20 protein-coding genes are annotated in these 25,160 nt (G+C 69.3%); 19 read left to right on the top strand and 1 reads right to left on the bottom strand.

Annotated elements, in window-relative coordinates:
• The first annotated feature begins 22 nt into the window (after positions 1–22).
• The 16 genes from rsmH to ABZ348_RS09130 all read left to right on the top strand — a co-directional run bounded on the left by rsmH (position 23) and on the right by ABZ348_RS09130 (position 18,574).
• Positions 23–1,012, top strand: a complete 990-nt coding sequence (rsmH, locus tag ABZ348_RS09205; RefSeq protein ID WP_358930923.1) for a 16S rRNA (cytosine(1402)-N(4))-methyltransferase RsmH — start codon at positions 23–25, stop codon at positions 1,010–1,012.
• Between the two features lie 151 nt (positions 1,013–1,163).
• Positions 1,164–1,820, top strand: a complete 657-nt coding sequence (locus ABZ348_RS09200; RefSeq protein WP_358931078.1) for a septum formation initiator family protein — start codon at positions 1,164–1,166, stop codon at positions 1,818–1,820.
• Between the two features lie 4 nt (positions 1,821–1,824).
• The gene (locus tag ABZ348_RS09195) at positions 1,825–3,783 is read left to right on the top strand and encodes a penicillin-binding protein 2 (RefSeq protein WP_358930921.1); all 1,959 of its coding nucleotides are present in this window, start codon (positions 1,825–1,827) and stop codon (positions 3,781–3,783) included.
• 108 nt (positions 3,784–3,891) lie between these two features.
• Positions 3,892–5,538, top strand: coding sequence for a UDP-N-acetylmuramoyl-L-alanyl-D-glutamate--2,6-diaminopimelate ligase (locus ABZ348_RS09190; protein WP_358930919.1), 1,647 nt, complete (start codon positions 3,892–3,894; stop codon positions 5,536–5,538).
• A 4-nt stretch (positions 5,539–5,542) separates the two neighbouring features.
• Complete coding sequence (gene murF, locus ABZ348_RS09185) at positions 5,543–6,982, top strand: UDP-N-acetylmuramoyl-tripeptide--D-alanyl-D-alanine ligase (RefSeq protein ID WP_358930917.1); 1,440 nt, start codon at positions 5,543–5,545, stop codon at positions 6,980–6,982.
• On the top strand, positions 6,979–8,049 hold the full coding sequence (gene mraY / locus ABZ348_RS09180; RefSeq protein ID WP_358930915.1) for a phospho-N-acetylmuramoyl-pentapeptide-transferase: 1,071 nt from the start codon (positions 6,979–6,981) through the stop codon (positions 8,047–8,049). Before murF ends, mraY begins: the two co-directional genes overlap by 4 nt.
• Positions 8,046–9,551: a UDP-N-acetylmuramoyl-L-alanine--D-glutamate ligase gene (gene murD, locus ABZ348_RS09175; RefSeq protein ID WP_358930913.1), complete on the top strand. Its 1,506-nt coding sequence runs from the start codon at positions 8,046–8,048 to the stop codon at positions 9,549–9,551. Before mraY ends, murD begins: the two co-directional genes overlap by 4 nt.
• A gap of 84 nt (positions 9,552–9,635) precedes the next feature.
• Positions 9,636–11,204, top strand: coding sequence for a putative lipid II flippase FtsW (gene ftsW, locus ABZ348_RS09170; protein WP_358930911.1), 1,569 nt, complete (start codon positions 9,636–9,638; stop codon positions 11,202–11,204).
• A gap of 6 nt (positions 11,205–11,210) precedes the next feature.
• A complete protein-coding gene (gene murG, locus ABZ348_RS09165; protein ID WP_329017433.1) occupies positions 11,211–12,299 on the top strand; it encodes an undecaprenyldiphospho-muramoylpentapeptide beta-N-acetylglucosaminyltransferase in 1,089 nt (362 codons plus the stop codon).
• Positions 12,300–12,359: 60 nt separating this feature from the next.
• Entirely contained in the window at positions 12,360–13,178 is an 819-nt protein-coding gene (locus tag ABZ348_RS09160; RefSeq protein WP_358930909.1) for an FtsQ-type POTRA domain-containing protein, read from the top strand.
• A gap of 276 nt (positions 13,179–13,454) precedes the next feature.
• On the top strand, positions 13,455–14,678 hold the full coding sequence (gene ftsZ, locus ABZ348_RS09155) for a cell division protein FtsZ (protein ID WP_358930907.1): 1,224 nt from the start codon (positions 13,455–13,457) through the stop codon (positions 14,676–14,678).
• Positions 14,675–15,454, top strand: a complete 780-nt coding sequence (pgeF, locus tag ABZ348_RS09150) for a peptidoglycan editing factor PgeF (RefSeq protein ID WP_358930905.1) — start codon at positions 14,675–14,677, stop codon at positions 15,452–15,454. The genes ftsZ and pgeF overlap by 4 nt, the downstream gene beginning before the upstream one ends.
• On the top strand, positions 15,451–16,170 hold the full coding sequence (locus tag ABZ348_RS09145; protein ID WP_358930903.1) for a YggS family pyridoxal phosphate-dependent enzyme: 720 nt from the start codon (positions 15,451–15,453) through the stop codon (positions 16,168–16,170). The genes pgeF and ABZ348_RS09145 overlap by 4 nt, the downstream gene beginning before the upstream one ends.
• Positions 16,171–16,311: 141 nt before the next feature.
• Entirely contained in the window at positions 16,312–16,929 is a 618-nt protein-coding gene (gene sepF, locus ABZ348_RS09140) for a cell division protein SepF (RefSeq protein WP_358930901.1), read from the top strand.
• 67 nt (positions 16,930–16,996) lie between these two features.
• On the top strand, positions 16,997–17,287 hold the full coding sequence (locus ABZ348_RS09135; RefSeq protein WP_358930899.1) for a YggT family protein: 291 nt from the start codon (positions 16,997–16,999) through the stop codon (positions 17,285–17,287).
• A 63-nt stretch (positions 17,288–17,350) separates the two neighbouring features.
• On the top strand, positions 17,351–18,574 hold the full coding sequence (locus tag ABZ348_RS09130) for a DivIVA domain-containing protein (protein WP_358930897.1): 1,224 nt from the start codon (positions 17,351–17,353) through the stop codon (positions 18,572–18,574).
• 222 nt (positions 18,575–18,796) lie between these two features.
• Here ABZ348_RS09130 and ileS read toward each other — a convergent pair whose 3' ends face one another.
• The gene (gene ileS / locus ABZ348_RS09125) at positions 18,797–21,934 is read right to left on the bottom strand and encodes an isoleucine--tRNA ligase (RefSeq protein ID WP_358930895.1); all 3,138 of its coding nucleotides are present in this window, start codon (positions 21,932–21,934) and stop codon (positions 18,797–18,799) included.
• A 564-nt stretch (positions 21,935–22,498) separates the two neighbouring features.
• On the opposite strand from ileS, the gene ABZ348_RS09120 reads away from it, so the two are divergent.
• From ABZ348_RS09120 to ABZ348_RS09110, 3 genes are all read left to right on the top strand, one after another.
• Positions 22,499–23,503, top strand: coding sequence for a TraR/DksA family transcriptional regulator (locus tag ABZ348_RS09120; RefSeq protein WP_358930893.1), 1,005 nt, complete (start codon positions 22,499–22,501; stop codon positions 23,501–23,503).
• Between the two features lie 80 nt (positions 23,504–23,583).
• The gene (gene lspA / locus ABZ348_RS09115; protein WP_358931077.1) at positions 23,584–24,123 is read left to right on the top strand and encodes a signal peptidase II; all 540 of its coding nucleotides are present in this window, start codon (positions 23,584–23,586) and stop codon (positions 24,121–24,123) included.
• Between the two features lie 93 nt (positions 24,124–24,216).
• Positions 24,217–25,158, top strand: coding sequence for an RluA family pseudouridine synthase (locus ABZ348_RS09110; RefSeq protein ID WP_358930891.1), 942 nt, complete (start codon positions 24,217–24,219; stop codon positions 25,156–25,158).
• Positions 25,159–25,160: the final 2 nt, after the last annotated feature.

Raw genomic sequence — 25,160 nt, 5'->3', positions numbered from 1 at the left:
GCGCCGGACCTGAGAGGGCGCTTTGAGCAATACCCGCCATGTCCCGGTGATGCTCCAGCGGTGCCTGGACCTGTTGGCCCCGGCCCTGGAACGACCAGCGGAACCCGCCAGCTCGGGCGCGGCGCCCGAAGCTCCCGTCGTGGTGGACTGCACCCTCGGTCTCGGCGGGCACAGCGAGGCGCTCCTCACCCGCTTCCGCGACGCGCGGCTCATCGGCCTCGACCGCGACAAGGAGGCGCTGCGGCTCTCCGGTGAGCGCCTGGCCCCGTTCGGCGATCGGGCGACGCTGGTCCACGCCGTCTACGACGAACTGCCCGAGGTCCTCGACCGTCTCGGCATCCGTCGCGTCCAGGGCGTCCTGTTCGACCTCGGGGTCTCCTCGATGCAATTGGACGAGGCCGATCGCGGCTTCGCCTACGCCCAGGACGCCCCTCTCGACATGCGCATGGACCAGACGACGGGCATCAGCGCCGCCGAGGTCCTCAACACCTACCCGCCCGGTGAGCTGGTGCGCATCCTGCGGATGTACGGCGAGGAGAAACAGGCCCGCCGAATCGTCTCCGCGGTCGTCCGGGAACGGGACAAGGAACCCTTCTCCCACAGCGCGCGTCTGGTGGAACTGATCCGTGACGCCCTGCCGCAGGCCGCCAAGCGCACCGGCGGTAATCCGGCCAAGCGCACCTTCCAAGCCCTGCGCATCGAGGTCAACGGCGAGCTCAGCGTGTTGGAACGTGCCATTCCGGCCGCGGTCGGAAGGCTCGCCCTCGGCGGGCGCATCGCCGTGCTCTCGTACCAGTCGTTGGAAGACCGGCTGGTCAAGCAGGTGTTCGCGGCGGGAGCCGCGAACACCGCGCCCGCCGGACTGCCCGTGGTGCCCGAGGAGTACCAGCCACGGCTGAAGCTGCTGACCCGCGGCGCCGAACTTCCGACCGAAGAGGAAGTGGCGGAGAACCGCCGTGCCGCCCCTGCGCGTCTGAGGGGAGCACAGCGCATCCGTGAGGACGCGTCGTGAGCGACGCGCACCGGTCGGGGCGTCGACACGGGAACGCAACGCCCCCGGCACGCGGATCTGCGGTCGGGGGTACGAGCGCAAGGAACGGGAGGACTCGGTGAGCGCAGCGTCCAAGCAGCTCAAGGGGCGTGCCGCCCAACTCTCCCGGTTGATGCCGGCCGGGCCGAGCAGCGCCGCCCGCACTCCCTTCGTCCTGCTGGTCGTGGTGTTGCTCGGCGGTGGTCTGATCGGTCTGCTCCTGCTGAACTCCGCGCTCAACGAGGGCTCGTTCGAGCTCAGCGAGCTCAAGCGCAAGACCACGGAGCTCACCGACGAACAGCAGGCGCTCCAACGGGACGTGGACGACTTCTCCGCCCCCGACGCCCTGGAGCGGCGGGCCCGTGAGTTGGGCATGGTTCCCGGCGGCAACCCGGCCTTCATCGATCCCGACGGGACCGTGAGAGGCGAATCCGACCGGGCGACCTCGTCCCCATCCCCCGAAGCGACCAAGTCGGCCGCGGCCACCCCGTCCGCCGCGCCCGGTTCTTCGGCGGCCCCCGCACCCTCGACCTCTTCGTCGCCGGGAGCGCTGGAGCCGCAGGAGCCGCTGGAGCCCCAGGGGTCCACATCCGGTGTCGCGACCGCAGCCGTGCCCGCGCCGACCCCGGTCGGTCGGACCGACACCCCCACCGGGCCGACCGACCGACCGATGCCCGCCCCCGACGCCGCATCGATCCCGGCAGCCCCGGCAGCCCCGTCGGCCCTTGCGGCCTCGCCGCGGGCGATCACCCCGCCCGTCAAGCCCACCCCGACACCTCCCGGCAGGTGACGCAGTGCCCCCCAAGGATCCGCCGCCCCCCAGGCGCCGTGTGCCCGGGCCGGCCCAGCGCCGCCCCGCAGGCCCGGACCGTGCCGCCCGCCCGCCCCGCCCCGCGGGGCGCCCCGCCCCCAAGGCTCTCAAGCTCGGCAACCCCCGCCCCCGGCTGCGCCTGGTCAGCATCGGCCTCACCCTCGTGATGCTGGCCTTCGTGGTCCGGCTGCTCCAGGTGCAGGCGGTGGATGCCGACGCCTATGCGGCCAAGGCCCAGAAGCACCGTTTCATCAGCGTGGAGTTGGCCGCGGAGCGCGGTGAGATCACCGATCGGGCCGGGATCGCACTGGCCGCCAGTGTCGACGCGTACGACATCACCGCCGACCCGAAGCTGTTCACGCCCGCGGAGAGCAAGTCGCCCAACGCGCCCGAGCAGGCCGCGGCACTGCTGGCGCCCGTCATCGGCAAGACCCCCGCCGAACTGGTCGAGAAGCTGAAGACCCCCAAGTCCCGCTACACCGTCCTGGCCCGCCGTCAGACACCCCAGGTCTGGAACCAGATCAAGGACCTGAAGAAGGTCTACGCGGAGAAGGCCCGCGAGAACCGGGCGAGCGGCGGTCCCGGGGTCAGCATCCTCGCCGGCGTCCTCCAGGAGCCCAGCACCAGGCGCGTCTACCCCAACGGTGATCTCGGGGCCGGGATACTGGGTTACGTCAACGCCGACGGCCGGGGCGGCGGTGGGATCGAATCCATGCTGGACACCACGCTGGCCGGCAAGGACGGCGAGATCACCTATCCCCAGTCCGGCGGGCGCCGCGTCCCCACCGCCGACGGCACCCGCGAGACGCCCGCCGTGCCCGGTTCCGACATCGAGCTGACCATCGACCGCGACATCCAGTGGGCCGCCCAGCGCGCGATCAGCGACCAGGTCCGCACCTCCAAGGCCGACCGCGGTTACGTGATAGTGCAGGACACGCAGACCGGTGAAGTCCTCGCCATGGCCAACGCCCCGGGCTTCGATCCCAACGACCTCTCCCAGGCCAACGCCACGGCCATGGGGAACGCCGCACTCCAGGACGCCTACGAGCCCGGCTCCACCGCCAAGGTCATGTCCATGGCTGCCGTACTGGAGGAGGGGGTGGCCACCCCCAAGACGCACGTGACCGTCCCCAACCGGCTGCACCGCGGCGACCGCCTGTTCAAGGACGACATCGACCACCCCACCTGGTACCTCACCCTCAACGGGGTGCTCGCCAAGTCCAGCAACATCGGGACCATCCTCGCCACCGGCCAACTCGGCAAGAACCAGACCGAGGCCAACCGGGTCCTCCACTCCTACCTGCGCAAGTTCGGCATGGGCAGCCCCAGCGGGCTCGAATATCCGGGCGAGACCCCCGGCATCCTCGCCCGCCCCTCGAAGTGGTCCACGTCGCAGCAGTACACGATCCCCTTCGGCCAGGGCTTCTCCATCAACGCCATGCAGGCCGCCTCCGTCTACTCGACGATCGCCAACGGCGGCGTACGCATCGAGCCCACCCTGGTCCGGGGCACCAGAGGTCCAGGCGGCCGGTTCAGCGCGGCCCCGGCCCCCAAGAAGACCCGCGTCGTCAGCGAACAGACCGCCACGACGCTGGCCACGATGATGGAGTCCGTCGTCGGCAACGAAGAGGGCACCGGCACCAAGGCCCGCATCCCCGGGTACCGGGTCGCGGGCAAGACCGGCACCGCCAACCGCGTCGACCCGGAACTCGGCCGCTACCGCGGCTACACCGCGTCCTTCGCCGGATTCGCACCCGCCGACAAGCCCCGCATCACCGTGTACTGCGCCATCCAGAACCCCACCGAGGGCAGCTACTTCGGCGGGCAGATCTGCGGTCCGATCTACCAGAAGGTGATGCAGTTCGCGCTCAAGACCCTCAAGGTGCCGCCCACCGGCGACGAACCCACCCGGCTTCCCGTGACCTTCAAGCCCGGCGAATGACCCGAGGAACCACCAGTGACAACGACGAAGCCCGAACCCGGGAACAGCGGCCCCGGGCAGCACACCTCATTTAGCCCCCGGGAGGGGGAGCCCGGTACGCTCACCGCCGTGCCACACCGTGATCAGTACCAAAACCCCCCGCAGGACGCCCCGGCAAAGCAGCCGGGAGCACCCCGTCCGGACCGGACCCGCCCGACACCGCTCGGGGAGCTGGCCGCCCGGCTCGGGGTGACGGATCCCCGTCCGGACGAGGCCGCCGGTACGGAGACGATCATCGGTGCCACCCCCGCCGAGTTCGGTCCCGTCCAGGTCACGGGCATCACCCATGACTCACGTGCCGTGCGCCCCGGCGACGTCTACGCCGCACTGCCCGGCGCCCGCCTCCACGGCGCCGACTTCGTCGCCCAGGCGGCCGACCTCGGCGCCGCCGCGATCCTCACCGACCCCTCCGGCGCCGAACGCGCCGCCGCGACCGGTCTGCCGGTGCTGGTGACCGACGACCCGCGGGCCCGGATGGGGGAGCTGGCCACCGAGATCTACGGACACCCCGGCGAGGACCTCCTCCAGATCGGCATCACCGGGACCTCCGGCAAGACGACGTCCGCCTATCTCATCGAAGGCGGTCTGCGCGCCGCCGGTCGCGCCACCGGCCTGATCGGCACGGTCGAGATGCGGATCGGTGACGACGCGCTCAAATCGGAGCGGACCACCCCCGAGGCCACCGACCTCCAGGCCCTGTTCGCCGTGATGCGCGAGCGCGGAGTGGAAGCCGTCGCCATGGAGGTCTCCAGCCATGCCCTGGTGCTGGGACGGGTCGACGGCTGCGTCTTCGACGTCGCCGTCTTCAACAACCTCAGCCCCGAGCACATGGAGTTCCACTCGGGCATGGAGGACTACTTCCAGGCCAAGGCACAACTCTTCACCCCCGAACGCAGCAAGCTCGGCGTGGTCAACCTCGACGACGCCTACGGGCGCAGGCTGGTCACCGAGGCGTCCGTGCCCGTCGTCACCTTCTCCGCCGAGGGGCACCCGGACGCCGACTGGCGTGCGGAGGACGTCGAGCTCGGTGCGGTCGGCTCGGTGTTCACCGCCGTCGGCCCCGAGGGCGCGCGCATCGAGGCCAGGTCCCCCCTTCCCGGAGGGTTCAACGTGGCCAACGCGCTGGCCGCCATCGTCGCCCTGGCCGCAGCCGGCATCGATCCGCAGACCGCCGCCGACGGCATCGCGGCCGTGCCCGGCGTGCCCGGTCGGCTGGAACGCGTCGACGAGGGGCAGCCCTATCTCGCCGTCGTCGACTATGCCCACAAGACCGACGCCGTCGACTCGGTGCTGCGCTCGCTGCGCAAGGTCACCAAGGGGCGGCTGCACATCGTCCTCGGGTGTGGCGGCGACCGCGACACCACCAAGCGGGGCCCCATGGGCGCCACCGCCGCCCGGCTCGCCGACACCGTCGTGCTGACGTCCGACAACCCGCGTTCGGAGGACCCTCTGGCGATCCTGGCCGCCATGCTCGCCGGAGCCGCCGAAGTGCCGGTCCACGAAAGGGGCGACGTCCTCGTCGAAGCCGATCGTGCCGCCGCCATCGCCACCGCCGTCGCCCGGACCGAACCCGGCGACACCGTCCTGATCGCCGGCAAGGGCCATGAACAGGGGCAGGACATCGCCGGGGTCGTACGTCCCTTCGACGACCGCCAGGTGCTCCGCGCTGCCATTCGCGACTCCCGTGCCACCCTTCACCACACATCCCAGGGATGACCCAGTGATCGCCCTCTCCCTCTCCGAGGTCGCCGCCATCGTCGGCGGGCAGCCCCACGACATACCGGATGCGGACGTCCGGATCACCGGCCCGGTCGTCATGGACTCCCGCCAGGTGCGGCCCGGCGCCCTCTTCACCGCCTTCGCGGGCGAGCGCGTCGACGGCCATGAATTCGCCGTGCAGGCCGTCGCCGACGGCGCGGTCGCCGTCCTCGCCACCCGGCCCGTCGGCGTCCCCGCCATCGTCGTCGACGACGTCACCGTGGCGCTCGGCGCGCTCGCCCGCCATGTCGTCGAGCGCCTCGGCGCCACCACCGTCGCCCTCACCGGCTCGGCCGGGAAGACCAGCACCAAGGACCTGATCGCCCAACTGCTGGAGCGCAAGGGGCCCACCGTCTACCCGGCGGGAAACCTCAACAACGAGATCGGCCTGCCGCTCACCGCACTGCGCGCCGATGAGAAGACTGAACACCTCGTCCTGGAGATGGGGGCCCGTTACGTCGGTGACATCCGCTACCTCACCGAACTCGTGCCGCCGCGGATCTCCCTCGTACTGAACGTCGGCACCGCCCACATCGGCGAGTTCGGCGGCCGTGAGCAGATCGCCCTGGCGAAGGGCGAGATCGTCGAGGCCCTGCCGTCGGCCGCGCAGGGCGGTGTTGCCATCCTCAACGCCGACGACCCCCTCGTACGCGCCATGGCGTCCCGCACCACGGCCCGGGTGATCACCTTCGGCGAGTCGGAAAATGCCGATGTGCGTGCCGAGAATGTCCGGCTCACCCACCAAGGTCAGCCCGCCTTCACGCTTCACACCCCCACCGGGTGCGGCAATGTGACTATGCGGCTGTACGGTGAGCACCACGTGTCGAACGCGCTCGCTGCCGCCGCCGTCGCCCATGAGCTGGGCCTACCCGCCGAAGAGATCGCCCTCGCGCTCTCGCAGGCCGGTACCCTCTCCCGCTGGCGCATGGAGGTCACCGAGCGTCCGGACGGCGTGACGATCGTCAACGACGCCTACAACGCGAACCCCGAGTCCATGAGGGCGGCGCTGCGCGCGCTTGCCGCCATGGGCACAGGCGCACAGGCCCGGGGGGGAAGAACGTGGGCGGTGCTCGGCCTGATGGCCGAACTCGGTGACGAAGCGCTCGCCGAGCACGACGCGGTCGGACGGCTCGCCGTCCGACTCAACGTCAGCAAGCTCGTCGCGGTCGGGGGCAGGGAAGCGTCCTGGCTGCAACTGGGCGCATATAACGAGGGTTCGTGGGGTGAGGAGTCGGTGCACGTGTCCGACGCGCAGGCGGCGGTCGACCTGTTGCGCAGTGAGTTGCGCCCGGGAGACGTCGTGCTGGTGAAGGCGTCCAGATCGGTCGGCCTTGAGCGGGTGGCCCAGGCATTGCTCGACAGCGCGGCAGTGCCCACGGATGGGCAGGGTGCCGGTCGATGAGGCAGATCCTCTTCGCGGGGGCCATCGGGCTCTTCTTGACCCTGATCGGCACCCCGCTGCTGATCAAGCTGCTGGCCCGCAAGGGCTACGGCCAGTTCATCCGGGACGACGGCCCGCGCAGCCACGGCAGCAAGAAGGGCACGCCCACCATGGGCGGCATCTCCTTCATCCTGGCCACGCTGATCGCGTACGCCCTCGCCAAGGTGATCACAGGGGAGCGGCCGACGATCTCCGGGATCCTGGTCCTGTTCCTGATGGCGGGAATGGGGGTCGTCGGGTTCCTCGACGACTACATCAAGATCGTCAAGCAGCGTTCGCTCGGTCTGCGGGCGAAGGCGAAGATGGCCGGTCAGTTGATCGTCGGTATCGCGTTCGCGGTGCTCTCGCTCCAGTTCGCCGACAAGCGCGATCTGACCCCGGCCTCCACCAAGTTGTCGTTCATCAACGACTTCGGCTGGTCGATCGGGCCCGTACTGTTCGTCATCTGGGCGCTGTTCATGATCCTCGCCATGTCCAACGGCGTGAATCTGACGGACGGTCTGGACGGTCTGGCCACCGGCGCGTCGGTGATGGTCTTCGGCGCCTACACGTTCATCGGCCTCTGGCAGTTCCAGGAGTCCTGCGCGAACGCGGTCTCGCTGACCAATCCGGCCGCGTGCTTCGAGGTGCGCGATCCACTCGACCTGGCCGTCGTCGCGTCCGCCCTGATGGGTGCCTGCTTCGGCTTCCTGTGGTGGAACACCTCACCCGCCAAGATCTTCATGGGGGACACCGGCTCCCTGGCGCTGGGCGGCGCGCTCGCGGGTCTGGCGATCTGCTCGCGCACCGAACTGCTGCTGGCCATCCTCGGTGGACTCTTCGTCCTGATCACCATGTCCGTGGTGATCCAGGTCGGCTCCTTCCGGATGACGGGCAAGCGGGTGTTCCGTATGGCCCCGCTCCAACACCACTTCGAACTCAAGGGGTGGTCCGAAGTCCTTGTCGTGGTCCGGTTCTGGATCATCCAGGGCATGTGCGTGATCGTGGGCCTGGGTCTCTTCTACGCTGGCTGGGCGGCCGACAAGTGAGTACGGGGGCGCAGTGGCGGGGGCGGCGGGTCACCGTCGCCGGCCTCGGGGTGTCCGGCATCCCGGCGGCCAAGGTCCTGTACGGCCTGGGTGCCGTCGTCACCGTCGTCAACGACGGCGACGACGAGCGCTCCCGGGCCCAGGCGTCCGAGCTCGAACAGTGGGTCGCGGCCCGTGAGGCCGCGGGCGACGGGCCCGGGGGGTCGATCACCGTACGCCTCGGCGACGGCGCCACCCTGCCCGTTGGCACCGAACTCATCGTCACCGCCCCCGGTTGGCAGCCCGAAAAGCCCTTGTTCCTGGCCGCCGCCGAGGCGGGGGTGGACATCTGGGGCGATGTGGAACTGGCCTGGCGGCTGCGCGGTCTCAACGGCCGCAAGGCCGCGCCCTGGCTCGCCGTCACCGGCACCAACGGCAAGACCACCACCGTACGGATGCTCGCGGCCATCCTCGAAGCGGCCGGTCTGCGCACGGCAGCGGTCGGCAACATCGGCGTCTCCCTGCTCGATGCCGTCCTTGGTGACGAAGCAGCCGAAGGCGGCAGCGAGAGCGGTGAGTACGGTGACTACGACGTGCTCGCCGTCGAACTCTCCAGCTACCAACTGCACTGGGCGCCCTCCGTACGGGCCCACTCGGCCGCCGTCCTCAACCTGGCCCCCGACCACATCGACTGGCACGGCTCGATGGCCGCCTACGCGGCCGACAAGGGCCGCATCTACGAAGGCAACACGGTCGCCTGCGTCTACAACGCGGCGGACGCGGCGACCGAGGATCTCGTCCGGGGCGCGGACGTCGAAGAGGGCTGTCGGGCGATCGGATTTACGCTCGGCACCCCCGGGCCTTCGCAACTCGGCGTCGTCGACGGCATCCTGGTCGACCGCGCCTTCGTGGAGAACCGACAGCAGCAGGCGCAAGAACTCGCCGAAGTGGCCGACGTCAATCCCCCGGCACCGCACAACATCGCCAACGCCCTCGCGGCGGCGGCACTGGCCCGGGCCTTCGGTGTCCCCGCGGCAGCCGTACGGGACGGGCTGCGGGCCTTCCGCCCCGACCCGCACCGCATCGAGAAGGTCGCGGACGTCGAGGGGGTCGCCTACGTCGACGACTCCAAGGCGACCAACACCCATGCAGCCGAGGCGTCCTTGGCCGCCTACGACCCCATCGTCTGGATCGCGGGCGGGCTGGCGAAGGGGGCGACCTTCGACGAACTGGTCGCCGCTTCGGCCCCCCGGTTGCGCGGAGCCGTACTGATGGGGGCCGATCGTGCGCTCATCCTCGAAGCCCTGCGACGACACGCCCCCGACGTCCCGGTCGTCACCCTCGACCGGACCGACACTGGGGCGATGGCGGCGGCGGTCCAGGAAGCCGCACGGCTCGCCCGGCCAGGGGACACCGTCCTGTTGGCCCCGGCCTGCGCTTCCATGGACATGTTCGTCAACTACAACAAGCGGGGCGAGGCGTTCGCCGACGCGGTTCGCGCTCTCGCCGCACAGCGCGCCTGACCGGCCCGACCTCCGCGCCGCGGACATCGGGGACCGCCCCGGTGTCCGCGGCGCGCCGGGCACGACTGGAGGGGGACGGCGTCCATGCCGGCTGACGACATCGAACCCGCCGCGGCACGCGTTGCGCGGCGGCCATCCGGCCGGGCGACCGACCGCGCCGACGCAGTGCACGGCCCAAACGGTCCCGACCGCCCCAGCCCTGGGGGAGCACCCGCCCTCCGCGACCGGCTCGCCGAGACCGTACGCGACCGGCTCGCCGACACCGTCCGCGTGCTGCTGCCGACGCCTGCGCTCGTCGGGCTGCCGCAGGAGCGCGGGGCCCATCCCGGACTGGCCCTGCGCAGCGGGACCGCCCGTACGCGCGGCCCCGCCCCCCGCGCCCGGGCCGGCACCCCCGGCTCCTCCCGCCCGCCGCGGGGCAGGGGCCTGCGACGGCTCTACGAGCGCGCCCGCAGGGCCTGGGACCGTCCGCTCACCGCCTACTACCTGATCCTCGGCAGCAGCCTGCTGATCACCGTGCTCGGTCTGGTGATGGTCTACTCCGCCTCGATGATCACGGCGCTGGAGTACGACCTCCCGGCCTCCTACTTCTTCCGCAAGCAGTTCCTCGCCGCGGCCATCGGTACCGGGCTCCTGCTCTTCGCCTCCCGGATGCCCTCCCGACTGCACCGGGCCCTCGCCTACCCCCTGCTCGTCGGCGCGGTCTTCCTGATGGTCCTGGTCCAGATCCCGGGGATAGGGCAGTCGGTCAAGGGCAACCAGAACTGGCTCTCCATCGGCGGCCCCTTCCAACTCCAGCCGAGCGAGTTCGGCAAGCTCGCCCTCATCCTCTGGGGAGCCGACCTCCTGGCCCGCAAGCACGACAAGCGGCTGCTGACCCAGTGGAAGCACATGCTGGTGCCCCTGGTGCCGGTCGCCTTTATGCTGCTCGGGCTGATCATGCTCGGCGGGGACATGGGAACCTCCATCATCCTCACCGCGATCCTCTTCGGCCTGCTCTGGCTCGCCGGCGCCCCCACCCGGCTGTTCGCCGGGGTCCTCGGCTTCGCCGCGCTGGTCGGGTTCGCATTCATCAGGACGAGCGAGAACCGCATGGCGCGCCTGGAGTGCATCGGCGCCATCGACCTCGGTCCCCAGGGCGAATGCTGGCAGGCGGTCCATGGAATCTACGCCCTGGCGTCCGGTGGCTGGTTCGGTTCCGGCCTGGGTGCAAGCCTGGAAAAATGGGGGCAACTCCCCGAGGCCCACACCGATTTCATCTTCGCCATCGTGGGCGAGGAACTGGGCCTGGCGGGGACGCTGTCCGTGCTCGCCCTGTTCGCGGCTCTAGGCTATGCGGGTATCCGCGTGGCCGGACGCACGGAGGACCCCTTCGTGAGGTACGCGGCGGGAGGCGTGACCACCTGGATCATGGCGCAGGCCGTGGTCAACATCGGTGCAGTGCTCGGACTGCTGCCGATCGCGGGTGTCCCGCTGCCGCTGTTCTCCTACGGAGGGTCGGCCCTGCTGCCGTCCATGTTCGCTATCGGGCTGCTGATCGCCTTCGCGCGAGAAGACCCGGCCGCGAAAGCGGCCCTGGCCGTGCGGAGGCCAGGGGTGAGATGGAAGACGATGAGACGGCGCATCACCAAGCGTCCGTCCGGAGAGCGGTGAAATTCGGTGCATGTCGTACTCGCCGGCGGCGGAACCGCCGGCCACATCGAGCCCGCGCTCGCGCTCGCGGACGCCCTGCGCAGGCAGGATCCATCCGTGGGCATCACGGCCCTCGGCACTGAGCGCGGCCTGGAGACCAGGCTCGTCCCCGAGCGCGGCTACGAACTGGCGCTCATCCCCGCCGTACCGCTCCCGCGGAAGCCCACCCCGGAACTGATCACGGTCCCCGGTCGACTCCGCGGCACCATCAAGGCCGCCGAGCAGATCCTGGAGCGCACCAAGGCGGACTGTGTCGTCGGTTTCGGCGGATATGTGGCGCTGCCCGGCTATCTCGCGGCCAAGCGCCGTGGGGTGCCGATCGTCGTCCACGAGGCCAACGCCCGTCCGGGGCTCGCTAACAAGATCGGCTCCCGGTACGCGGCCGGTGTCGCCGTCGCCACGCCCGACAGCAAACTGCGCAACGCCCGCTACATCGGCATTCCCCTGCGGTACTCGATCGCCACGCTCGACCGCGCACGGGTCCGCCCCGAGGCGCGCGCCGCCTTCGGCCTCGACCCCAATCTGCCCACGCTGTTGGTGTCGGGCGGCTCCCAGGGCGCCCGACGGCTCAACGAGGTCGTCCAGCAGGCCGCACCGATCCTCCAGCGCTCGGGAATCCAGATCCTCCATGCGGTCGGCCCGAAGAACGAACTGCCGCACGTGGACAACATGCCCGGAATGCCGCCCTACATCCCGGTACCGTACGTGGACCGGATGGACCTCGCGTACGCGGCGGCCGACATGATGCTCTGCCGTGCGGGTGCGATGACCGTCGCCGAGCTTTCCGCCGTCGGGCTCCCCGCCGCCTACGTCCCCCTGCCCATCGGCAACGGCGAACAGCGGCTCAACGCCCAGCCGGTGGTCAAGGCGGGCGGCGGACTGCTCGTCGACGACGCCGAACTGACCCCCCAGTGGGTCCAGGGCAACGTCCTCCCGGTACTGGCCGATCCTCATCGGCTGTACGAGATGTCGCGTGCGGCTGCCGAGTTCGGCCGTAGGGACGCCGACGAGCTGCTGGTCGGCATGGTGTACGAGGCGATCGCGGCACGTCGATAGGCGTGGACCGCGTGGCCCGGGGGCAACTCCCCGGGCCCCGGCCGGAAGGAGACCCGGAGCGTGGTCGGACCCACCACCACGGAACGCGGTTCGCGCGAACCGTCCCCGCCGTCGCAGCGCCCGAACGGGCGGCCTTCGCCCGAAGCCCAGGGCGCCGCACCCGCCGGCCTTCGCCGGTTCCTGGCCCCCCGCACCCTGGTGCTCGCCCTGCTGGCGGTCGCTCTCCTCGCCGGCGGGATCTGGGTGCTGTACGGATCCGACTGGCTGCGCGTCGAACGCGTGGAGTCCTCGGGGACCAAGGTGCTGACGGCGGAACAGGTGATTCAGGCTGCTGGGGTTCCCATGGGGGCACCGCTCGTTTCCGTCGACACCGACGGAATTGAGTCAAGATTGCGTGAGCGCCTTCCCCGGATCGACGAGGTGGAAGTCTCCCGGTCCTGGCCGCACGGCGTTACCCTCACGGTTACCGAGCGCACACCCGTGCTGCTTCTCACCAAGGGTGCGCGGTTCGTCGAAGTGGACTCGCAAGGCGTACGGTTCGCCACCGTCGACAAGGCGCCGGCCTCCGTCCCCCTTCTGAAGTTGTCCCCGGTGCAGGCTCCGAGCCTTCGCCGGTTTCCCAGCGATCGGTTGATCGGAGAGGCCGTGGCTGTCACGGGTCAACTCCCGGTAAAGGTCGCGGAGAGCGTTCGCAGTCTTGTAGTCCGTTCATATGACGACATGTCCCTTGAGTTGACGGACGGTCGCACCGTGGTGTGGGGGAGTCCGGAAGAAGGCGACTCGAAAGCCCGTGCCTTGACGGCGCTGCTGAAAGCCGACCCCGATGCACGGCACTTCGACGTGAGCTCGCCCATCGCTCCCGCATCGTCGGGGAGTTGACGCACAGATGACCCCCTGAGCACCCTGGCTGGTCACCGCGACGGCTGATCACATAGGGTGAAAAGAAAAACGGGAGGTTCGGCGTGTTCATTGAACGTGCGCCGCTTGTCGACTTAGTGTCCTGTTCGGAAGAGTCCAACGAACAGTCACACTGGTAACCCTAAACTTCAACGTTAGGGTTTGGGTCGGCGTTTCGGACCGTCCCATCGGCATCCGTCGTCGCAACGCGCTTCAGAGCGTGGTGGCGACACGTAATCGAGGCGAGAGGCCTTCGACGTGGCAGCACCGCAGAACTACCTCGCAGTCATCAAGGTCATCGGTGTCGGCGGCGGTGGTGTCAATGCCATCAACCGAATGATCGAGGTCGGCCTCAAGGGCGTTGAGTTCATCGCCATCAACACCGACGCACAGGCGCTGTTGATGAGTGACGCCGACGTCAAGCTTGACGTCGGTCGCGAACTCACCCGGGGACTTGGCGCCGGCGCCAATCCGGCCGTCGGTCGCAAGGCGGCAGAGGACCACCGCGAAGAGATCGAGGAGGTCCTCAAGGGGGCCGACATGGTCTTCGTCACCGCGGGTGAAGGAGGCGGCACCGGCACCGGCGGCGCACCCGTCGTGGCCAACATCGCCCGCTCCCTGGGCGCCCTCACCATCGGTGTGGTCACCCGGCCCTTCACCTTCGAGGGTCGGCGCAGGGCCAACCAAGCGGAGGACGGCATCGCCGAACTCCGCGAAGAGGTCGACACCCTCATCGTCATCCCGAACGACCGGCTGCTGTCCATCTCGGACCGTCAGGTGAGCGTTCTCGACGCATTCAAGTCGGCGGACCAGGTACTGCTCTCGGGCGTCCAGGGCATCACCGACCTCATCACCACCCCCGGTCTGATCAACCTCGACTTCGCCGACGTCAAGTCCGTGATGTCCGAGGCCGGATCGGCGCTCATGGGCATCGGCTCGGCACGCGGCGACGACCGCGCGGTTGCCGCGGCCGAAATGGCCATCTCCTCGCCGCTCCTCGAAGCGTCCATCGACGGCGCCCGCGGGGTGCTGCTCTCCATCTCGGGCGGTTCGGACCTCGGTCTCTTCGAGATCAACGAGGCCGCGCAACTCGTGAGCGAGGCCGCCCACCCCGAGGCCAACATCATCTTCGGCGCGGTCATCGACGACGCCCTCGGGGACGAGGTGCGCGTCACGGTCATCGCCGCAGGCTTCGACGGTGGCCAGCCGCCCAGCCCGAACGCCCGGGTCAAGGTCGTCGGCGGATCCACGCAGGGTCCCAAGGCGGCCGACAGCCACTCGGTGCCCAGGCCGGGCGGCCAGGACGACTCCCACCGGGTGTCGGAACTGGGCAACGTACCGCCGAGGAAGCCCGCCCCCGAGCCGGCTCCCGTGCCCGACGACGACCGGACCTGGTTGCCGCCCATGACGTCGGCGCACTCCTACGGGGATTCGCCCGCCCCCGAGGAACTGGACGTGCCGGACTTTTTGAAGGGGCCGTGAAGTACGAAGCGATAGACGCGAGCGGCGCGCACTTCGCCTTCACTGACAAGTGGGGCGGGGTGAGCGCCGCTCCGTACGAACAGCTCAACCTCGGCGGCGCGGTCGGCGACGACCCCGCCGCCGTCCTGGCGAACCGGGCCGTCGCGGCGAAGGATCTGGGCCTCGACCCCGATCGGGTCGTCTGGATGAACCAGGTGCACGGCAAGGACGTCGCACGGGTTGACGGACCGTGGGGTGACGCTCCGGTGCCCGAGGTCGACGCCCTGGTCACCGACCGTCGCGGACTCGCCCTCGCGGTGCTCACGGCCGACTGCACCCCCGTACTGCTGGCGGATCCCGTTGCCGGGGTCGTGGCCGCGGCACACGCCGGCCGTCCCGGAATGGTCGCAGGCATCGTGCCCGAGACCGTCAAGGCGATGATGACCCTGGGCGCCGAGCCCGAGCGGATCGTCGCCCGCACCGGCCCCGCGGTCTGCGGACGCTGCTACGAGGTCCCCGCGGAGATGCGGGCCGAGGTCGCGGCGGTCGAGCCCGCCGCCTGGGCCGAGACCCGTCGGGGGACCCCGGCCGTCGATGTGAGCGCCGGGGTGCACGCCCAACTCCGTGCGCTCGGCGTACGGGACCTCCGGTCGTCCGAGGTCTGCACGTTGGAATCGCCCGACCACTACTCGTACCGCCGTGACCGCACCACCGGACGGCTGGCCGGATACATCTGGCTGGCACCGCTCTCCGTGGGGACGGAACCTGGCTCCCCCGCAGGAGAGACCGCAGCATGACGGACCGTCGAAACGAACTCGCCGGCAATCTGGCGCGTGTGGAGGAACGTATCGCCTCCGCTTGCGCCGCCGCGGGACGCGCACGGGAAGAGGTGACCCTCATCGTGGTCACCAAGACCTACCCGGCCAGTGATGTACGCCTCCTTCATGAACTCGGCGTGCGTCACGTGGCCGAGAATCGTGATCAGGACGCCGCACCCAAGGCCATCGCTTGTGCCGATTTGAACCTCACATGGCACTTTGTCGGCCAATTGCAGACCAATAAGGTTCGTTCGGTCGTCCGTTACGCGGATGTGGTGCAATCGGTGGACCGCGTCAAACTGGTCACTGCTCTTTCGTCCGCGGCGGTCTGCGACGGACGGGAGATCGGCTGTCTCGTCCAGGTGGCCCTGGACGCCGAGGAGGGCGGGCGGGGTGATCGAGGAGGTGTCGCCCCGGACGGAATCGGAGAACTGGCCGCCGCGATTGACGGTGCGCCAGGGTTGCGACTCGACGGTCTGATGACCGTGGCGCCGCTCACCGGGCCGTACGCAGGGCGGCAACGCCACGCGTTCGAGAGGCTGGTGGAATTCTCATCCAGCCTGCGCGTCGCCCATCCGGCTGCGAACATGGTGTCAGCAGGGATGAGCTCGGACCTCGAAGAGGCCGTGGCGGCCGGAGCGACACATGTACGCGTCGGCACCGCGGTACTCGGAGTCCGTCCTCGGCTCGGGTAACGTCGCCAAGCAAGTCGGACCACAGCAGACAATATGGTCATTCCCGCAGCAAGGCGGGCAGACCCAGTGGATCGCGGGCACTTGGTGACACTGCGACATTCGTGACTAGGGCGATCCACCACAGAGCGGAGGACTCAGAGCATGGCCGGCGCGATGCGCAAGATGGCGGTCTACCTCGGCCTCGTGGAGGACGATGGATACGACGGCAGGGGTTTTGATCCCGACGACGACTTCGAACCCGAGCCGGAGCCCGAGCGGGAGCACCGGCGGCACCAGCCCGCGCACCCCGTCGAGCGCGAAGAACCGGTCCGAGCCGTGCAGCCTCCGGCGCCCCGTGAGCCACTGTCACGTCCCGCTCCGCTATCCGCAGAACCCGGACGTCCGGCGCGAATTGCCCCCGTGGCGTCCATCACACCTGAACGTCCGAGCCTGGAGAAGAACGCACCGGTGATCATGCCCAAGGTTGTGTCCGAGCGGGAGCCGTACCGCATCACCACGTTGCACCCGCGGACCTACAACGAGGCCCGTACCATCGGGGAACACTTCCGCGAGGGCACTCCGGTGATCATGAATCTGACCGAGATGGACGACACCGATGCAAAGCGACTTGTCGACTTTGCCGCGGGACTTGTCTTCGGTTTGCATGGCAGCATTGAGCGGGTGACACAGAAGGTGTTCCTGTTGTCGCCTGCTAACGTCGATGTCACGGCGGAGGACAAGGCCCGTATCGCAGAGGGCGGATTCTTCAACCAGAGCTGAGAAGCGCAACACCGGGACCGGTCGCGAAGCGGCCGGAGTGAGAGCACAGGGGAGAGGGAAGCGCGGGATGGGCGTCGCACTACAAGTGGTCTACATCGCGCTGATGTGCTTCCTCGTCGTGCTGATCTTCCGGCTTGTCATGGACTACGTCTTTCAGTTCGCCCGTTCATGGCAACCCGGCAAGGTGATGGTGGTCGTCCTTGAGGCGACCTACACTGTCACCGATCCACCGCTCAAGCTCCTTCGGCGGTTCATTCCGCCGTTGCGTCTCGGGGGCGTGGCACTCGACCTGTCCTTCTTCGTTCTGATGATCATCGTCTGGATCCTGATCTCCCTCGTGAGTGGCTTGGCGAGGTGATCAAGTAACTGTGGACGATACGGTCTTGCCGACTGCCGACGACTACGTAGAGGTGAAGAAGAGATGCCGCTGACCCCCGAGGACGTGCGGAACAAGCAGTTCACGACCGTCCGCCTCCGAGAAGGCTATGACGAGGACGAGGTCGATGCCTTCCTCGACGAGGTCGAGTCCGAGCTGACCCGCTTGCTCCGCGAGAACGAGGACCTGCGAGCCAAGTTGGCTGCGGCGACCCGTGCGGCGGCGCAGAACCAGCAGCAACAGGGCATGCGCAAACCGCCGGAGCCGCAGGACGGCCGCGGCGGACCGGGGGCCCCGGTGCCCGCCGCCATATCCGGACCTCCGGTCCAGCAGCAGCCCCCGCAGATGGGTCCGCCCCAGCTGCCCGGTGGAGCTCCGCAGCTGCCGGCCGGTCCGAGCCATGCCGGTCAGAACCACGGCGGCCCGATGGGCGGTCCCGGTCAGATGCAGGGCGGCCCGATGGGCGGTCCCGGTCAGATGCAGGGCAACCCCATGCAGGGCAACCCGATGCAGGGTGGCCCCATGGGTGGTCCCATGCAGGGCAACCCGATGCAGGGCGGTCCCATGGGTGGGCCCCCGCAGATGGGCAACCCGATGCAGGGCGGCCCCATGGGTGGTCATCCGCAGCAGATGCAGCAGCCCGTTCAGGCCCCCGGCGGCGACAGCGCCGCTCGGGTGCTCTCGCTGGCGCAGCAGACCGCTGACCAGGCGATCGCGGAGGCCCGTTCCGAGGCCAACAAGATCGTGGGTGAGGCTCGTTCGCGCGCCGAGGGCCTGGAGCGGGACGCCCGTGCCAAGGCCGATGCGCTGGAGCGGGACGCGCAGGAGAAGCACCGCGTCGCGATGGGCTCCCTGGAGTCAGCGCGGGCCACGCTGGAGCGCAAGGTCGAAGACCTCCGCGGCTTCGAGCGCGAGTACCGCACCCGTCTGAAGTCCTACCTGGAGAGCCAGCTGCGTCAGTTGGAGACCCAGGCGGACGACTCGCTGGCTCCGCCGCGCACGCCGTCGGCTGCTTCGCTGCCGCCCGCGCCGTCGATGGCCTCCGCGGGTGCCGGTGCCATGGGGCACTCCATGGCCGGCAGTTCCTCCATGGGCCAGTCCATGGGTGGCGGTCCCTCGATGGGAGGGGCTCCCTCCTACGGTGGTCAGCAGCAGATGTCCCCGGCGATGACCCAGCCGATGGCACCCGTTCGACCGCAGGCACCGCAGCCGATGCAGCAGGCGCCCGCGCCGATGCGTGGCTTCCTGATCGACGAGGACGACAACTGACAGGCGAGACGCGCTGAGCGCGTAACCTTCTCGGCAGTCGAAGGGCCGTGCCCAGGACAACAGTCCTGGGCACGGCCCTTTTCCTTGCGCGGACGCCCTGTTTCTCGGGGCTGCTGACCTGGACAAGACCCCCGGTGTTCCACCCAGTGTGGGCGCACCCGGACAAGACGAAGCCGGGGCGGTCTTCCCTGTGTGGAAGACCGCCCCGGCCGGGTGCGGACGCTACTGCTTGCGCAGGTGGAAGGTCAGCGCCAGTGAATCGTCGGTGAAGGCGGGGCCGTACGAGTCATCCGGGTCCGATGCGGTGAACGCCGTCGCCAGAACCTCGTCCGCGATGAGGGACGCATGGGCGGTGAGCGCCTCGGTCGTGGACGCATCCGATGAACTCCACACCACCGCGATCCGGTCCGCCACGTCCAGACCGCTGTTCTTGCGGGCTTCCTGGATGAGTCGGATGGCATCGCGAGCCAGCCCCGCGAGGCGCAGTGCGGGGGTGATCTCCAGATCGAGCGCCACCGTGGCACCCGAGTCCGAGGCCACCGACCAGCCCTCGCGCGGGGTTTCGGTGATGATGACCTCATCCGGTGTCAGCGAGATCGTCTCGCCCTCGACCTCCAGCGTCGCCGTACCGTTCCGCAGGGCGAGGGAGAGTTCGGCGGCGTCCGCGGCGGCCACGGCCTTCGCCACGTCCTGGACTCCCTTGCCGAACCGCTTGCCGAGTGCACGGAAGTTCGCCTTGGCCGTCGTGTCGACGAGCGAACCGCCGACCTCGGAGAGGGAGGCGAGCGAGGAGACGTTCAGCTCTTCGGTGATCTGGGCCCGCAAGTCGTCGGAGAGCGCGTCGAAACCGTTCGCGGCCACCAGGGCGCGCGACAGGGGCTGACGTGTCTTGACGCCGGACTCAGCCCGGGTCGCCCGGCCCAACTCCACCAGCCGTCGCACCAGCACCATCTGCCGGGACAGTTCGGGGTCGATCGCGTCGAGATCGGCATCGGGCCAGGAGCTGAGGTGCACCGACTCCGGTGCGTCCGGCGACACCGGACGGATCAGGTCCTGCCAGACCCGTTCCGTGATGAACGGGGTGAGCGGGGACATCAGACGGGTGACCGTCTCGATCACGTCGTGCAGCGTCCGGAGCGCGGCCGGGTCGCCCTGCCAGAAGCGGCGGCGCGACCGGCGCACGTACCAGTTGGAGAGGTCGTCGACGAAGGCCGACAACAGCTTTCCTGCGCGCTGGGTGTTGTACCCCTCCATCGCCTCGGTGACCTGGTCCACCAGGGCGTGGAGCTCGCTGAGCAACCAGCGGTCCAGGACCGTGCGGTCCGCCGGGGCGGGGTCGGCCGCGGAGGGGGACCAGCCGGAGGTCCGTGCGTACAGGGCCTGGAACGCCACCGTGTTCCAGTAGGTGAGCAGGGTCTTGCGCACCACCTCCTGGATGGTGCTGTGACCCACCCGGCGTGCGGCCCAGGGAGAACCGCCGGCCGCCATGAACCAGCGGACGGCGTCGGCGCCGTGCTGGTCCATCAAGGGGATCGGCTGAAGGATGTTCCCCAGGTGCTTCGACATCTTTCGGCCGTCTTCGGCGAGGATATGGCCGAGACAGACCACGTTCTCATAGGAGGACTTGTCGAAGACGAGGGTCCCGACCGCCATCAACGTGTAGAACCAACCGCGCGTCTGGTCGATCGCCTCGGAGATGAACTGCGCCGGGTAGCGCTTCTCGAAGACGTCCTTGTTCTGGTACGGGTACCCCCACTGAGCGAAGGGCATCGAACCCGAGTCGTACCAGGCGTCGATGACCTCGGGCACGCGCGTCGCCGTGCCGGAGCACTGGGGGCAGTCGAAGGTGACGTCGTCGATGTAGGGCCGGTGCGGGTCGAGCGCCGACTGATCGGTCCCCGTCAGCTCGGACAGTTCGGCGCGGGATCCGACGCAGGTGAGGTGGTCCTCCTCGCAGCGCCAGATCGGCAGCGGCGTACCCCAGTAGCGGTTGCGGGACAGGGCCCAGTCGATGTTGTTGTTCAACCAGTCGCCGTACCGGCCGTGCTTGACCGAGTCGGGGAACCAGTTGGTCGCCTCGTTCTCCGCGATCAACCGGTCCTTGACCGCGGTGGTGCGGATGTACCAGGAGGGCTGGGCGTAGTAGAGCAGCGCGGTGTGGCAGCGCCAGCAGTGCGGGTAGCTGTGCTCGTACGGCACGTGCCGGAAGAGTCGGCCGCGTGCCTGGAGGTCCGCGGTGAGCTGCTCGTCCGCCTTCTTGAAGAAGACACCACCCACGAGCGGGACGTCCTCGTCGAAGGTGCCGTCCGGGCGGACCGGGTTCACCACGGGCAGGCCGTAGGCGCGACAGACCTTGAGGTCGTCCTCACCGAACGCGGGGGACTGGTGGACCAGACCCGTGCCGTCCTCGGTGGTGACGTACCCGGCGTTGACGACGTAGTGCGCCGGAGCGGGGAACTCCACCAGCTCGAACGGTCGCTCGTAGGTCCAGCGCTCCATCTCCGCGCCGGTGAAGGTCTGCCCCGTCTGCTCCCAACCCTCGCCGAGCGCCTTCTCGACCAGCGGTTCGGCGACGACGAGTCGCTCCTCGCCGTTCGTGGCGACCACATAGGTGACGTCGGGGTGGGCGGCGACGGCCGTGTTGGAGACCAGGGTCCACGGGGTCGTCGTCCACACCAGGAGCGAGGCGTCGCCGGCGAGCGGGCCCGAGGTCAACGGGAAGCGGACGAACACGGAGGGGTCGACGACCGTCTCGTACCCCTGTGCCAGTTCGTGGTCGGACAGACCGGTGCCGCAGCGGGGGCACCAGGGGGCCACCCGGTGGTCCTGGACGAGCAGGCCCTTGTTGAAGATCTCCTTCAGCGACCACCAGACCGACTCGATGTACTCGGGCTTCATGGTCCAGTAGGCGTCGTCGAGGTCGACCCAGTAGCCCATGCGCTCGGTGAGCTCGGCGAAGGCGTCCGTGTGGCGGCCGACCGACTCACGGCACTTCGCGTTGAACTCCGCGATGCCGTACGCCTCGATGTCCTTCTTGCCGGAGAAGCCCAGTTCCTTCTCGACGGCGAGTTCGACCGGCAGTCCGTGGCAGTCCCAGCCGGCCTTGCGGGCGACGTGGTAGCCGCGCATCGTACGGAACCGGGGGAAGACGTCCTTGAAGACGCGGGCCTCGATGTGATGGGCGCCCGGCATCCCGTTGGCGGTCGGCGGGCCCTCGTAGAACACCCACTCGGGGCGGCCTTCGGACTGGGCGAGGCTCTTGGCGAAGACCTTGTTGTCGCGCCAGAAGTCGAGCACGGCGTGCTCCAGCGCGGGCAGGTCGACCTGGGCGGGCACCTGGCGGTACTGCGGGGGTGTCATCGACGAACTCCTCCGGCGGACAGTTTCTCTTCCGTCGGAGGGACGAGAGCTGATTGCTCCCGCGGTACCACCCTCCTTGGCGGCGCAGTGCGCACCGCCCCCTCATTGGGGTCGCGTAGCCGGGTCTAATCGCCTGACGGCTTTCTTCCGGCGGCTCCGGGGTGATCCTTCGCATCGCGCTCGCCCCCGGGCTCGCACCGTCCCCGGGTCGCTCATGGCTGCGTACGACGCTACTCGTCCCCATCCAAGCCTTTCGCTCCGGCCAGTGTAAGGGGCGCCGCGGTGGATCCACGACCGGCTTCCTCCGAGCTCGGCGAAGGGCTCCCGGGTGACCCGAACGGCCAGATGGGCGTCCGTGGGCGTCCCTGGATGTTCGAGGGATCCGCGCGCCCGTCCGGGCCGGTTCGTCGAGCGGGGAGCTGGGCACAACGGATGCAGGTCCGTTTGACGGGACGACTTACGAGCGGAATAGGCGGTGTGCCCCGTTTGCTGCGGAGCTGGAGTCGATTTATCGTCCCAGCACGATTCGCGTGCAAGATCACAATATGTGAAGGGGCCGCGGCCATGGTGGCGAAGAAGACTGCCGAGGGTGAATCGGCGTCCGGGCGATCCACCGCGGCTGCGGCGAACGCCGAGGGCTCGGAAGGCTCTGCCGACACACCGCACGGGGCGGCGAAGAAGGCCGCGGGCGGGGCCCGCAAGGCGACTCCCGCGAAGAAGGCCGCAACGAAGAGAGCGGCGGCGAAGAAGTCTCCGGCCAAGAAGGCGGCTGCGAAACGGACGGAGGAGCCAGCAGAGGCGGCCCCCAAGAAGGCCGCAGCGAAGAAGACCTCAGCGAAGAAGACCCCCAGCAAGAAGACCGCCAGCGAGAAGGCCGGCACCCAGCACGCCGGCGCCAAGAAGACCACGGCCGCGAAGACCGCCCAGAAGGCGGCTACGAAGGCCGCGGCTAAGAAGGCTGCGACGGGGAAAGCGTCCGATCGAACCGACGTGCGAATCCCCCCGCGGAAGAAGGCGGCTGGTCAGGCCGCGCACGAGGCCGCATCCGCGGCCGGGGCGGCTGAGGCCGCGAAGCAGACAGGAGCCAGAACGGTGGGAACAGAGAAGACCGTGGCTGCCGGCGACGGCCCGGCGGCGGTGCCCACGGCCCGTGCGGCGGCTGCTGCCACTCCGCAGGAGCTGGCGGTGCGCCCGGGCGAGGACCCGTGGACCCCGCAGGAGGTCGCAGAGGCCCGCACGGAGCTGGAGGGCGAGGTGACCAGGCTCAATGCCCAGCTCGCGGCCTCCGAGGCCGCACTGATGGGCTTGATGCGCGATTCCGGTGGCGGAGCGGGTGACGACGACGCCGACATGGGCTCGAAGAACATCACCCGCGAACACGAACTGTCACTGGCGGCCGGCGCCCGCGAGATGCTGGAGCAGACGGAGCGCGCGCTGCTGCGATTGGACGCGGGCACCTACGGTGTCTGCGAAAACTGCGGGAAGCCCATCGGCAAGGCCCGTATGCAGGCATTCCCCCGCGCCACACTGTGTGTGGAGTGCAAGCAGAAGCAGGAGCGCAGGGGCTGAGTTCGTACGTCCGTGCCGTACCCTCGTGGTCAGTCAGGCACCTAGGTTGAGGGACTCACGTGGCAGAGGCGGAGCGGACCATCGGTACGCCGGATGTGGACGGCGACGCTGCGGCGTCGGCCGAGCAGCCGAAGGGCAGACGGCGGATCGCCGTGCTCTTCGGTGTGGCGGTCGTGGCGTACGCGCTCGACCTCGTCACCAAGATGATCGTGGTGGCGAAGCTGGAGCACCATGCGCCGATCGAGATCATCGGTGACTGGTTGCAGTTCGAAGCGGTACGGAACGCCGGTGCCGCCTTCGGTATCGGCGAGGCCTTCACCGTGATCTTCACCGTCATCGCCGCAGCGGTGATCGTGGTGATCGCCCGGCTGGCCCGCAAGCTCTACAGCCTGCCCTGGGCCATTGCGCTCGGCCTGCTGCTGGGCGGGGCGCTCGGCAATCTCACCGACCGCATCTTCCGGGCGCCGGGAGTCTTCGAGGGTGCGGTGGTGGACTTCATCGCACCCAAGCACTTCGCCGTCTTCAACCTGGCCGACTCCGCGATCGTCTGCGGCGGCATCCTGATCGTGATCCTCTCCTTCCGCGGACTGGACCCCGACGGGACCGTCCACAAGGACTGATCGACCACCGCGCGCACCGGGTGCCGGGCGGGTTGTCCACAGGCGTCCGCTCCGGCGGGCCGTGCACGGTGGCGGACAAGGCATACTCGACAGGTGAGCACGCTTCCCGAGATCCGCACCCTGCCCGTACCCGATGGCCTTGAAGGCGAGCGCGTCGACGCCGCCATCTCCCGGATGTTCGGGTTCTCTCGTACCAAGGCGGCCGAGCTTGCCGCTGCGGGGAAAGTGCTGGTCGACGGCTCCGCGGTGGGAAAGTCCGAGCGGGTCCACGGCGGTGCCTGGCTTGAGGTGGAGATGCCCCAGGCGCCCGCCCCGGTCCAGATCGTGGCCGAGCCCGTCGAAGGCATGGAGATCATCCATGACGACGACGACATCGTGGTGATCGTGAAGCCCGTCGGTGTGGCCGCGCACCCCAGCCCCGGTTGGACCGGCACCACGGTGATCGGTGGTCTTGCCGCGGCGGGCTACCGCATCTCCACCTCCGGGGCGGCCGAGCGCCAGGGCATCGTGCACCGGCTCGACGTAGGGACCTCCGGGCTGATGGTGGTCGCCAAGTCCGAGCGGGCGTACACCCTGCTGAAGCAGCAGTTCCGGGAGCGTACGGTCGACAAGCGGTACCACGCGCTGGTGCAGGGGCACCCCGACCCCATGAGCGGCACGATCGACGCCCCCATCGGTCGCCACCCCAACCACGACTACAAGTGGGCGGTCACCGCCGAGGGCAAGCCGTCGGTGACGCACTACGACCTCCTGGAGGCGTTCCGCGCCGCCTCCCTGCTCGACATCAAACTGGAGACCGGCCGCACCCACCAGATCCGGGTGCACATGGCCGCGCACCGGCATCCCTGCGTGGGCGATCTGACCTACGGAGCGGACCCCACCATGGCCAAGCGGCTGGGGTTGACCCGGCAGTGGCTGCACGCCGTGCGCCTGGGGTTCGAGCACCCGTCGGACGGTCAGTGGGTGGAGTTCGAGTCCGGTTATCCCGACGACCTCCGCCGGGCGCTGGACACGATCGCAGCCGAGAGCGCCTGACG

It is taken from the genome of Streptomyces sp. NPDC005963, from assembly GCF_040638655.1.
In the GTDB taxonomy this organism is placed as follows: Bacteria; Actinomycetota; Actinomycetes; order Streptomycetales; family Streptomycetaceae; genus Streptomyces.
This window is presented reverse-complemented; position numbering and strand designations above follow the sequence as displayed.